Source organism: Pseudoflavonifractor phocaeensis (assembly GCF_021531375.1).
GTDB lineage: Bacteria > Bacillota > Clostridia > Oscillospirales > Oscillospiraceae > Lawsonibacter > Lawsonibacter phocaeensis_B.
Genome location: NZ_JADYTU010000013.1, coordinates 21,680 through 34,080, shown reverse-complemented (window position 1 = coordinate 34,080; position 12,401 = coordinate 21,680). Strand labels below are relative to the sequence as shown.

The 12,401-nt window shown below is 58.0% G+C and carries 10 protein-coding genes; 6 read left to right on the top strand and 4 right to left on the bottom strand.

Translation table 11 applies throughout. The features are described from left to right. Positions 1 to 166 precede the first annotated feature (166 nt). The 6 genes from I6E39_RS06140 (at position 167) to I6E39_RS06115 (ending at position 9,307) form a co-directional block, all read left to right on the top strand. Positions 167 to 595: a cupin domain-containing protein gene (locus I6E39_RS06140; RefSeq protein ID WP_235380728.1), complete on the top strand. Its 429-nt coding sequence runs from the start codon at positions 167 to 169 to the stop codon at positions 593 to 595. 434 nt (positions 596 to 1,029) lie between these two features. Next, complete coding sequence (locus I6E39_RS06135; RefSeq protein WP_235380727.1) at positions 1,030 to 1,743, top strand: LytR/AlgR family response regulator transcription factor; 714 nt, start codon at positions 1,030 to 1,032, stop codon at positions 1,741 to 1,743. Then, positions 1,740 to 3,053, top strand: a complete 1,314-nt coding sequence (locus I6E39_RS06130; protein ID WP_235380726.1) for an ATP-binding protein — start codon at positions 1,740 to 1,742, stop codon at positions 3,051 to 3,053. The genes I6E39_RS06135 and I6E39_RS06130 overlap by 4 nt, the downstream gene beginning before the upstream one ends. A gap of 282 nt (positions 3,054 to 3,335) precedes the next feature. Next, positions 3,336 to 6,254, top strand: coding sequence for a glycoside hydrolase family 3 N-terminal domain-containing protein (locus tag I6E39_RS06125; RefSeq protein WP_235380725.1), 2,919 nt, complete (start codon positions 3,336 to 3,338; stop codon positions 6,252 to 6,254). An 81-nt stretch (positions 6,255 to 6,335) separates the two neighbouring features. Next, positions 6,336 to 8,756: a glycoside hydrolase family 3 C-terminal domain-containing protein gene (locus I6E39_RS06120; protein ID WP_235380724.1), complete on the top strand. Its 2,421-nt coding sequence runs from the start codon at positions 6,336 to 6,338 to the stop codon at positions 8,754 to 8,756. Beyond that, positions 8,753 to 9,307, top strand: coding sequence for a GtrA family protein (locus I6E39_RS06115; protein WP_235380723.1), 555 nt, complete (start codon positions 8,753 to 8,755; stop codon positions 9,305 to 9,307). Before I6E39_RS06120 ends, I6E39_RS06115 begins: the two co-directional genes overlap by 4 nt. A gap of 108 nt (positions 9,308 to 9,415) precedes the next feature. Here the strand turns inward: I6E39_RS06115 and I6E39_RS06110 are convergent, their stop codons facing one another. The 4 genes from I6E39_RS06110 to I6E39_RS06095 form a co-directional block, all read right to left on the bottom strand. Beyond that, entirely contained in the window at positions 9,416 to 9,748 is a 333-nt protein-coding gene (locus I6E39_RS06110) for a hypothetical protein (protein ID WP_235380722.1), read from the bottom strand. 141 nt (positions 9,749 to 9,889) lie between these two features. Next, positions 9,890 to 11,527 carry a recombinase family protein gene (locus I6E39_RS06105; RefSeq protein ID WP_235380721.1) on the bottom strand — a complete coding sequence of 546 codons (1,638 nt, stop codon included), beginning with the start codon at positions 11,525 to 11,527 and terminating at the stop codon, positions 9,890 to 9,892. 241 nt (positions 11,528 to 11,768) lie between these two features. Beyond that, positions 11,769 to 12,098, bottom strand: a complete 330-nt coding sequence (locus I6E39_RS06100) for a hypothetical protein (RefSeq protein ID WP_235380720.1) — start codon at positions 12,096 to 12,098, stop codon at positions 11,769 to 11,771. 72 nt (positions 12,099 to 12,170) lie between these two features. Next, positions 12,171 to 12,398 carry an LLM class flavin-dependent oxidoreductase gene (locus I6E39_RS06095; protein WP_216504729.1) on the bottom strand — a complete coding sequence of 76 codons (228 nt, stop codon included), beginning with the start codon at positions 12,396 to 12,398 and terminating at the stop codon, positions 12,171 to 12,173. Between the last annotated feature and the right edge of the window lie 3 nt (positions 12,399 to 12,401).

The window sequence follows — 12,401 nt, the reverse complement described above, 5'->3', positions numbered from 1 at the left end:
GATATGAAAAGAGAGCCAGACGAACCATCCGTGTTCGTCCGGCTCTCTTTTGTTGTATGATGCAGCGGGATAGATGCAAACTCCTGTCACACAAAACCGAATCACACCCCGTTCGCACAGCTGGCAGGCGAGTATCGTATAATGGACCAAGAAAGGAGAACATGCGATGAATCGAAACAACCATTATTTCCATGTGCCGATCAGTGATTACGGTGCGGAACCGTTTGTGGTGAATATAGATAAGGCGGCCCGGCAAAATACAAACTATCGCAAAGCGCTGTGGACAGGCCAACTTTTACAGCTTACTTTGATGAGTATACCGGCCGGCGGAGAAATCGGGTTGGAAGTACATCCGGATACCGATCAATTTTTGCGGATCGAGAGCGGCAGCGGCTTGACCATGATGGGGCCTGATGAAAATCGACTGAATTATCAATGCCCGGTGTCCGGCGGATATGCGGTTTTTGTACCGGCCGGGACATGGCACAATATCATTAACACCGGGAACTGTCCGCTCAAGATTTATACTGTATATGCCCCGCCGCATCATCCGCATGGCACGGTTCAAGCCACAAAAGCCATTGCTGATCTGTAACCGCACGGAACACATGGCACCGCCCACAGGCATTTCCGGCATCCGCTTACCGTCTCCGTTTCAGCTATGCCGTGCCCGCCTGCCCCTGCCTCAGGGACCATGCCAAGGCCTCACAGGCCGGTTGTCGCAAGATGTTTCTGCCCTGTTAAGAGGCACAAATTGGATCAGCGCAAACGTACTGCCCGGAGCCGAAAGCCTTCCGAGCAGTATTTATATGCCGCAAATGCAAAAAAGACCGGAAGCATAAGAATTCCGGCCTTTTTGCGTTGTAATATCGCAGCATGAAGTGACTTTCATATCTCCGGAAAACCTCGAGCGGCCCAAGGGACGGCGGTGTTTGGGCTAAAATCCCGATTTGGCGGGTGTTTCTCTTGAAAACCCTAACAGCGTCAGATATACTGGTAAACAAGAGAGGAAAAGGGGGAGAAACCGCCATGATTCGGATTGCGATCGCGGATGACGATGCCCTGTGTGCCCAGGAATTGCGGCGCTACATTGACGACTATGCCAGGGAGAGCGGCCATCGGTTTGAAGTGACGGTCTACTCCGACGGCGACGAACTGGTGGAGCGGTACAGGGCGCAGTTTGATATCATTCTGCTGGATGTGGAGATGCCTTTCCTGAACGGGATGACGGCGGCAGAGATGATCCGCCGTCAGGATCCCGAGGTGATCCTGATCTTCATCACAAACATGCCCCAGTACGCCATCCGGGGCTATGCGGTGGACGCGCTGGACTATGTCCTCAAGCCGGTGAACTACTTTGCCTTCAGCCAGCGGTTGGAACGGGCGATCCGCCGTCTGGGCCGCCGGGAGGCGGTCTATCTTACCATTCCCGTAAAGGGAGGAACCATGAAGGTAGCGGCGGACGACGTCTACTATGTGGAAAGTCTGGGCCACCAGCTGATCTACCACACCCGCACCGGGAATTACGCGGCCACGGCCGGTACCATCCAGCAGATGGAGAACGACCTTGCCCCCCTTCACTTTTTCCGCTGCCACAAGGGGTACCTGGTGAATTTGAATCATGTGGATGGGATCCGGGACGGCTGCGCCCTGGTGGGGGACGCGCAGCTGCCCATCAGCCGGGCCAAAAAGGCCGCCTTGCTGGAGAGTCTGACCGCCTATATCAGCGGGGTGGGACGATGAAAGATGTGATGCCGAATATCCCCCGGATCCTCACCGCCCTGGCTGAGTGGGGTAGCTGCCTACTGTATATCTGCAAATACCAGCGGCGGCTGCGGGGCTGGCGGCTGGCCGCTGTGCTGACTCTGTCCCTGGTGGTCCAGTGCCTGTTTTTGCACTTCACAGGTCACCTGCCGGTGGCCCTGTGGATCCCCTGCATGGCGGTGGCGGTGGGCCTGATGTTCCTGACCATCCTGCTGTGTGGGGACATGTCGGCGCTCAGCGCGGGGTACTGCACGGTGCGTGCCTTTCTGCTGGCGGAGTTTGCCGCCTCCCTGGCCTGGCAGCTGTATACTTTTCTGGCCGGAGGCCGGGAATGGGCGGGGCCGGCATCGGCCCTGCTCTTTACCGCCGCGGTCTACGGGGCGGTTTTCCTTGTGATGTACCGGCTGGAGCCAAAGCCAGCCCCGCCGTACCCGCGGTTGTCTATCCAACGAGGAGAACTGTGGCCGGCGCTGATGATCGGGCTGGCCTGCTTTGTGATGAGCAACCTCAGCTTCGTCTACGCCAATACTCCCTTTAGCGGAAACTATATCAGTGAGATCTATAACATCCGCACCCTGATGGATCTGGCGGGAGTGGTGATGCTGTACGCCTACCACATCCAGCACAGGGAACTTCAGGTACGGCGGGAGCTGGACGCGGTGCAGAATATCCTGCAGAACCAGTATGTACAATACCGGCAGAGCCGGGAGAGCATTGACCTGATCAACCGCAAGTACCACGATTTAAAGCACCAGATCGCCGTGCTGCGGGCCGAGCCGGACGCCCAGAAGCGGGCCGACTTTCTGGACGGGATGGAGCGGGAGATCCGCGACTACGAGGCCCAGAACAAAACGGGAAATTCGGTGCTGGACACGGTGCTGACCGGCAAGAGCCTGTACTGCGCCAAGCACGGCATTGAGCTGACCTGTGTGGCCGACGGCGCTCTGCTCACCTTCATGAGCGTCATGGATATCTGTTCTGTGTTCGGCAACCTGCTGGACAACGCCATCGAGTGTGAGCTGCGCATCCCGGACAAGAAGAAGCGGCTGATCCACCTGGCGGTGTTTTCAAAGAAGGACTTTTTGATCATCTGCTGCGAAAACTACTGTCCGGAGCCGGTGAACTTCCGGAGCGGCGACCCTGTGACCACCAAGGAGGACGGCAATTACCACGGCTACGGCGTCAAGAGTATGCGCTATACCGCCCAAAAATACGGCGGCACCATGACCATTGAGGCCAAGGATAACTGGTTTTCCGTTAATATCCTCATTCCCCTGACCGGGCAGTGAGCGGCGGAGACTGAGGGAACACAGACGGCCCCTCTCATTTTTCGGATGAGAGGGGCCGTTTTACCATGCCGACCCGCCGGAAAACGAGACGTCACCTTATTGCCCAAATTCTCCTGCTCGTTTTTGTTAAATGTCACAATCAAAAAAACGATTTGTGCGTAAAAAAAGGCAGTTTGTGCCCTGGATGAAAAAACGGATCGAGGATCTGCTATAATCCGGTCTGCTGAGAGATGGGAAGCGTGTGATCCTGTCTCAACCAATTTAAGCAGGAGGAAAGATGAAATGTTAAGTATCAACATGGACGACGTCATCAAGGTACTGGACTCGATCAAGTACCACCTGGCCGCCCTGGCGGCGGTCATCGTGCTGGGTATCGCGATCATGGTCGCGGTGCGCAAGCTGCCCAAGGCCAAGAAATTCCTGTTCCGGGGTCAGACCGGCATGGCAATGATCCTGGCCGCGACTCTGATCGTCAACCTGATCTGCACCGGCCCCATGTTCACCATGATCTCCCTTGCCACCGGCGGCGGCAAGATCAGCGAGGAGACCTCCGCCGAGGCCAGCGCCCTGGTGGAGAAGATCGCCGAGGAAGGCATCGTCCTTCTGCAGAATGACAACGCTACCCTGCCTCTGGACTCCGGCTCCAAGCTGAATGTGTTTGGCTGGGGCTCCGCCAACCCGGTATACGGCGGCACCGGCTCCGGCTCCCTGAACGACGCCTATCCCACCGTCAGCCTGCTGGAGGGTCTGGCCAACGCCGGTATCTCCACCAACGAGGAGCTGAGCAAGTTCTATACCGATTACCAGACCGGCCGCCCCTCCGTGGGTATGCGCACCCAGGACTGGACGCTGCCTGAGCCCAATGTGAGCCTGTACACCGATGAGATGATGGCCAACGCCAAGGCCTTCTCCGACACCGCCATGGTGGTCATCGCCCGGGGCGGCGGTGAGGGCGCCGACCTGCCCACCGACATGATGTCCGTGGTGAACGGCACCTGGAACAGCGAGCAGTCCATCGGCGGTGAGTCCGCCTACTACGACGGCACCTATGATGACAGCCTGAACCAGGGCAATGACTGGGACGCCGGCGACCACTTCCTGCAGCTGAACAACCGGGAGGAGGAGCTGCTGGACCTGGTGTGCGCCAATTTCGACAACGTGATCGTGGTCTACAACGGCGCTAACGCCTTCGAGCTGGGCTTTGTGGAGGATTACGACCAGATCAAGTCCGTCATCTGGTGCGCCGGCACCGGCCAGGGCGGCTTCAATGCCCTGGGCAACATCCTCAACGGCTCCGTCAACCCCTCCGGCCGCATGATCGACACCTATGTGTATGACCTGACTGCCACCCCCACCTGGAACAACTTCGGCTCCTTCGGCTATGACAACACCCAGGAGTTCCTGGCCGGCGGCAGCTTCAACAAGAACGCTACCCCCTCCTTCGTCAACTACGTGGAGAACATCTATGTGGGCTATAAGTTCTATGAGACCGCCGCTGCCGAGGGCCTCATCGACTATGACGCCACCGTTCAGTACCCCTTCGGCTACGGCCTGAGCTACACCAGCTTCACCCAGGAGATGGGTCCCATCTCCGTGTCCGGCGGTGCCATCACCTTTGACGTCACTGTGACCAACACCGGCTCTGTGGCCGGTAAGGACGTGGTGGAGGTCTACTTCAATCCCCCCTACACCAACGGCGGCATCGAGAAGGCCAGCGCCAATCTGGTGGCCTTCGACAAGACCGACATCATTGAGCCCGGCGCTTCCGAGACCGTCACCATCTCCTTCCAGGTAGAGGATATGGCTTCCTTCGACGCCTACGGCGAGGGCGCCTATGTGCTGGAGGCCGGCGACTACGTCATCTCCATCAACGCCGATTCCCACACCATTCTGGACTCCGAGACCTACACCGTGTCCTCCACCATCTCCTACAAAGATGGCCGCGACAGCGACCAGACCCCCGCTACCCGCCTGTTCGACTTTGCCGAGGGCGACGTGACCTACCTGTCCCGGGCCGACGGCTTTGCCAACTACGCCCAGGCAACCGCCGCTCCCGTCAACTTCTCCATGAGCGCTGAGGCCAAGGCCAATTTCACCAATGTGAATAACTATGACCCCACCGCCTACAATGACCCCAACGATGTGATGCCCACCACCGGGGCCAAGAACGGCCTGAAGCTGGTGGATCTGCGGGGCGTGGCCTATGACGACGCCCAGTGGGACCAGCTGTTGGATCAGCTGGCCATCGAGGAGATGGACACCCTCATCGCCTACGGCGGCTATCAGACCGCCCCCGTGCCCTCCATCGGCAAGGTCCAGACCTATGACTGCGACGGCCCTGCCTCCATCAACAACAACTTCACCGGCCAGGGCTCCGTGGGCTTCCCCGCCGGGGTCATGATCGCCGCCACCTGGAGCCCCGACCTGGCCTCCGAGTTCGGCCGCAGCATCGGTAAGATGGCCAACGAGATGGACACCTCCGGCTGGTATGCCCCCGCCATGAACATCCACCGCTCCGCCTTTGCCGGCCGTAACTTCGAGTATTACTCCGAGGACGGTCTGCTGTCCGGCAAGATCGCCGCCCGGGCCATCCAGGGCGCCGAGGAGTATGGCGTCTACGCCTACATGAAGCACTACGCCCTGAACGACCAGGAGGGCAACCGCAACAGCATGCTGTGTACCTGGTCCACCGAGCAGGCCATCCGCGAGATCTACCTCAAGCCCTTCGAGCTGTCCGTGAAGGAAGGCGGCTGCGATGCTGTGATGTCCTCCTTCAACTACATCGGCACCGAGTGGACCGGCGGCAACAAGGAACTGTGTACCACCGTTCTGCGCGACGAGTGGGGCTTCGTGGGCATGGTCCTCACCGACTACTTCGGCGTGTACGGCTACATGGATTCCGACCACGCCATCCGCGGCGGCACCGACTTCTGTCTGGTCAACTATGACACCGACACCAACCATGTGACCGACACCACCAGCGCCACCGGCGTGCAGGCCATGCGCCAGGCCTGTAAGAACATCCTGTATACCGTGGTCAACTCCCGGGCCTATACCGAGGAGAATCTGAACCCCGGCATGCAGGGCTGGCAGAAGCTGCTGATCGGTGTGGATGTGGTCATCGTTCTGGCCGTTGTGGCCGGCTCGATCGCCATTGTCAAAAAGTCCAAGAAGATCGTTGACGTTGACGTAGAGGCATAAAAACGCCGGACCAGAAATGACTTTTTGAGTGGGCCATCCGTTCCGGGATGGCCCGCTCTTGCGGGAAAGGAGCGAATACCAGTGAAACACCAGGACATTTTACAGAAGCTGACCCTGGAGCAGAAGATTGCTCTCCTGTCTGGTCAGGATGTGTGGAGCACCTATGCCTTTTCGGAAGCCGGCGTCCCCTCCATGGTGCTGTCCGACGGCCCCCACGGCGTGCGCCGTCAGGCGGGGGCCGGGGATCACCTGGGTCTGAATCCCAGCCTGCCCGCCACCTGCTTCCCCACCGCCGCGGGCCTGGCCAACAGCTGGGACCCGGCCCTGGCGGAGAAAATGGGCGCGGCTATCGGGCAGGAGGCGGCCAGCCAGGGTGTGGGCACCCTCCTTGGTCCCGGCCTGAATATCAAGCGCAGTCCCCTGGGCGGACGCAATTTTGAATACTTTTCCGAGGACCCCTATCTGGCGGGCAAAATGGCCGCCGGACTGATCCGGGGCGTCCAGTCCAACGGGATCTCCGCCTGCCCCAAGCACTTTGCCGCCAACTCCCAGGAACTGCTGCGCATGTCCAGCGACAGTGTTGTGGATGAGCGCACGTTTCGGGAGATTTACCTGACCGGCTTCGAGATCGCCGTAAAGGAAGGACATCCCAAATCCATCATGTCCGCCTATAACCGCATCAATGGGACCTACGCCAACGATGACAAACATCTGCTGACGGATATTCTGCGGCAGGAGTGGGGCTTTGACGGCTTTGTGGTCACGGACTGGGGCGGTTCCAACGACCATGTGGAGGGCGTGAAAGCGGGCAGCAACCTGGAGATGCCCGGCACCGGCGGAGACAGCGACAAGGAACTGTTCGCCGCCCTGAAGGACGGCCGCATCACCGAGGACATCATTGACCAGCGGGTGGATGAGCTGCTGGATGTGATTCTCTCCACCCATGCCGCCACCTCCAGGGAGGACGCATCCTTTGACCAGGAGGCCCACCACGCCCTGGCCCGGTCGGTGGCTGCCCAGACCGCTGTGCTGCTGAAAAATGACGGGGCGCTGCTGCCTCTGAAGCAGGGCGCCCGGGTGGGCGTGATCGGCGATATGGCGGCGGAGCCCCGGTATCAGGGTGCGGGCTCCTCCATGGTCAACTGCACCAAACTGGATAAGCCCATCGACGCCCTGGCTCAGAGCGGGCTGGAGATCATGGGACAGGTGCAGGGCTACCGCCGGGACGGAAAAAAGGACGCCGGCCTGCTGAGTGCCGCGGTGGATCTGGCCCGGAACGTGGAGGCGGTGCTGCTGTACCTGGGCCTGACCGAGATCTCCGAGAGCGAGGGCATGGACCGAGATCATATGAAGCTGCCCGCCAATCAGGAGGAACTGCTGGATGCCGTGTCCGCCGTCAACCCCAACGTGGTGGTGGTGCTGTCCGGCGGCAGCCCGGTGGAGCTGCCCTGGCTGGACCGTTGTGCCGCGTTGGTCCATGGCTACCTGTCCGGCCAGGCCGGAGCGGGCGCCATGGCTGACATTTTGACCGGCAAGGTCAACCCCTCCGGAAAGCTGGCTGAGAGCTACCCCATGACCTACGGGGATACCCCCAACCACCGCTACTACCCCGGCCGTCAGAGCACTGCCGAGTACCGGGAGGGTCCCTTTGTGGGCTACCGCTACTATCAGACGGTGAAAAAGCCGGTGCGCTTCCCCTTCGGCTTTGGCCTGAGCTATACCACCTTCGCCTACTCCGGCCTGAAGGTCACGGGGAAGGAGGCCTCTTTCACTCTGACCAACACCGGGACCCTGGCGGGCAGCGAGATCGCCCAGCTGTATGTGAGTATGGCGGACAGCGCCCTGTTCCGGCCCGCCCTGGAGCTGAAGGGCTTTGCCAAGGTGCATCTGGCTCCCGGCGAGAGCAGGGAAGTGACCATCCCCCTGGACGACAATGCGTTCCGGTATTTCAACGTGAAGACCGAACGCTGGGAGGTGGAGGGCGGCTCCTACACCATCAGCGTGGGCCCCAACGTGGCCGACCTACCTCTGACCGCTGACCTGGAGGTGGAGGGGACCGGCGCGGAGATCCCTTACCGGAAGGAACAGCTGCCCAGCTATTATACGGGCCAGGTGGAAAATGTGCCTGACAGTCAGTTCCGTACCCTGCTGGGCCGCCCCATCCCCGCCGCAACGTGGGACACTAAGGCGCCGCTGACCATGAACGATTCCCTGTCCCAGCTGTACTATGCCAAGAATCCTATCGCCCGGCTAGCCGGGAAGATCATCGGAGGCATGAAACGCAGAAGCGAGGAAAAAGGGAAGCCTGACCTGAACGTGCTGTTTATTTACAATATGCCTTTCCGGGGACTGGCCAAGATGACCGGGGGCATGGTGACCATGGAGATGGCCGCTTCCATTCTGGACATCTGCAACGGCCACTTCTTCCGGGGAGCGGGGAAGACCATCTCCGGCTTCTTCGCCAACCGGAGGTCTATGAAAGAAAGGAGCAAGCGCCTGTGAAACTCTGGAACGATTTTGCGGCCAGACACCCCGAAGCCGCCAAGTGGATCCGGGAGGGGGGGCTGTTCGTCATCGTCAGCAACCTGATCACCGTGTTCAAATATATCCTGCTGCAGTTCCTCCCCGCCGCTTTCTCCGGTTTGCCGCTGGTGGATTTCGGCTGGCCCGGGATCCCCATCACCCTGTTTGGTGAGACCTTCCAGTGGAACATCCTGGGCTATGACTCCGCCCACGGCGGCTTGCCCTACTTCTGCGCCTACATGATCGCCATGTTTGTGGGCGAATGCATCAACTTCCCGCTCCAGCGCAATCTGGTGTTCCGGAGTAAGGGCAATGTGCTCTACCAGGGCATGTGGTATCTGCTGGCCTTCTGCGTCATCACCTGTATCGTCAATTCCATTAACTGCATCTGGGTGGCGGTGGCCGGTCTGTTTGTCCCGGACTTCATCTACAACATCGGGACCACCATTCTCAATGGCGGCATCTCCATGGTCATCTTCTTCTTTGTCAACAAGATCATCTTCCCCGAGGGAGAGGCGCATCACGCTTAACGTCACCCCCGGATGTGAACCTATTGTTGCAGAACTACGGGAAACGGCTGGTTCGCAGGCTGTTTATTGAACTGAAAAAGTCACAAAAAAGCCGTGAAATCAACGATTTCACGGCTTTTTTATAGATGTTGTTGTCAGGCCTGCACCCAAAATCAAACCGAAGCCCGGTGAAGCACCCGCAAGGGGTACGCTGCATCCGTAAGGCGGCAGAGCTGCCAACGGCTGCGCTGCGGGTTCGATTGGGAAAGGAGGAGCGACGGAATGAATGAGCGATGACTTTTTAAAATAAAAAGTCGTCGCGAACGATATGAAGTCCGCGACGACTTGTAACATCGCAACACTATAGATGCCGCCTTCTGGCGGCTGCGCCGAGTGGCGCGTCACAAGCGTTTTGCCGCAGGCAAAACCTTGGCGGAGGCGGAATTCACTTCCGCCGAGCATTTCAATCACCGAAGGGTGGAGCGCCGCTATGCGGCGCGGAACCCAAAAAGAAAGACACGACTTTAGCCGGGTGGTCGTAAAACAGTAAAATCAAACAATTGTGAAAACCTTGAGTTTTCAAGGGTTGCGGCGTGACTTCGGTCACGCCGTTTCCTCTTTCATCAGCTCATTCAGCGGGATGAAGCCCAGCCCGTCGTACTGGATGTGGATGTGCTGCACCCGTTTTCCACTGGATTTGTCCGGTGCGTCCACATAGATGGCGGACACCAGCTCCCGCAGAGCATAGCCGTCCAGTTCGTCAATGCCCACATACTTGTGCGCCGTATGAATAAACTTCTCAATGTTTTCGTTCTGTCGTTCCTGTACTTCAATTTCCTGCCGCAAGGTAATGCACTCGGCCTCCAACTGCTTCTGCTCCGCGTCATAGGTCAGGCTCAGCATATCGAAGCGTTCATCACTCAACCGCCCGCTGGCGTTCTCCTCGTAAATCCTGATGAACAGCCGTTTCAGCTCAGCGATGCGGTTTTCGTTCTGTTCCAGCCGCTTTTTACGGATGCGGATCTGCTCACTGCTTTCCAGCCGGAGCTGTTCTTCCATTACCGTGCGGAAATGTGCCTCATGCCGCAGAATGTAGCCTGTCACAGCCTGAATGTGTTTCAGGACCAGATGGCTGAGTACGGCTTCCCGGATGTAATGAGTACCGCACTTGTCCTTGTGCTTCCAATGGAGAGAACAGTCAAAGAACGCGCCCTCCGGTCGGTAGTTGTTGGTCGCCCCGTAATACAGCTTCTCGCCGCAGTCTGCACAGTACACCAGCCCGGAAAAGATGCTGCTTCGGCCTGTGCGGGTCTTGCGATGCCGCTGCTGGCGAACCTGCTGTACCTTCTCAAACACGGCTTCCTCGATGATGGCCTCATGGGTATTGGGGAAGATGGCCTGCTTCTCAAGGGGATTGTCCCGCTGTTTCTTGTCCCAGATGGAGTTGGTATAGGTCTTGAAATTCACCGTACAGCCCGTGTACTCCCGCCGTTCCAGAATCGCCACAACGGTACTGCTGTGCCAGTCGTAGGGGTCCTCCGGTTTCTTGTTCGGGGTCTTGATTCCCTGCAAGGCCCTGTATGCGCTGGGTGTCAGCACCTTGTCCGCTTTCAGTTGGTTGGCGATCTGCATGGGACCACGGCCCTCCATGCACAGGTTGAAGATACGCTTCACTACATCGGCGGCTACCGGGTCAACCACCCAGCGGCGGGGATTCTCCGGGTCCTTTACATAGCCATAGGGCACATTGGTGGTCAGGGGTACGCCTCGCTCACCCTTGGCTTTCTGGACGGCCCTGATCTTGCGGCTGGTGTCCCGGGCATAGAACTCGTTGAACCAGTTTTTGATGCCCGCAAAATCGTTGTCCACCCGGTTGGGGTCAATGGTGTCGTAGTTGTCATTGATGGCGATGAAGCGGACACCGTTCTGCGGAAAGGTGAAGTTAGTATAAAGCCCCGTCAGTGCGGAGTTGCGGCCCAGTCTGGAAAGGTCCTTTGTGATCGCCACGGCCACGCGCCCCGCCTCGATTTCGGCCAGCATGGCCTGAAAGCCGGGGCGGTCGTAGGTCACACCGCTTACACCGTCATCCACGAAAAACGTGGGGTTGGGGAAGTGATGCTCCCTGGCATATTGAAGAAGCATGGCCTTCTGATTTTCAATGGACAGGGATTCGCCAGCCCGGTCATCCTCCTGAGACAGTCGGCAATAAAGGGCAGTAATTTTATCTGTTGCTCCGTACATTTCTGTATCCTCCTTTGGTGGAGCAACTGTCAGTACAGGATTGGTTGGCTCTATTGTACCAAGATTCTGGGTGTTTGTCATTCTGAATCCTCCAGCTTTTCTGCAAACTTTCTGGATGTGATACGTTCCAGCTTGCGGACAAAGTTTTCTGTCCCCTCATAGCTGCCTGTGACAACGTAGGTCGTGCCGTGGATGACCTCGGTAACGGTCAGTTGGGGAATCCAGAAAGCGGATAGGTTCTTTACATGGATGTGGCCGTCCTCACCCCAAAAGAATCTGCGCTCAGTTCTTTCAGACGGCAGAGACTCCGACTCGGAGAAATAATATCCCTCCGGGTCGAGTTAAGGTTTACAGAACCCTCCGTACAGTAATTTGTGTCAAAGGATACCGAAAACACATTGTTGATTCCCGTAATCTTGAAAAGGCTTCCTCCGCGGTAATAGATATTCACAGAGTCCCCACGAAGCTCCAAGTCCAAAGTGTCATCTTTTTTGACAGCTTCCAGCAAGGAGGACAGCTCTCCAGACAAAAAGGCGTTTAACATTTCCTCAGAAACTTGTCTCTGTTTCATGCGATTTACCTCCCAAATGATGTTTTCTTTTATTATACGATTGAGATACCAAATACGCAACGCGCAAATGCTTTATTTTCTTTTCTGCCAAACGATGTCATATCCCAGTACATCGGCCAACTCCACGGCCTCGGTGTACCTTAGTGACCCACGCCGCAGCTTGCCGGACAGGTTGGGGACGCTACTGCTCCAGCCGTGTTCATCGGCCAGCAGCTCCACAACCTCCGTCATGGTCATGCCCTCCCGGGTGATGTAGGATTTCACTTCGTTGCGACAGTTTTCTGCCTTGTTTCTGCTCATATT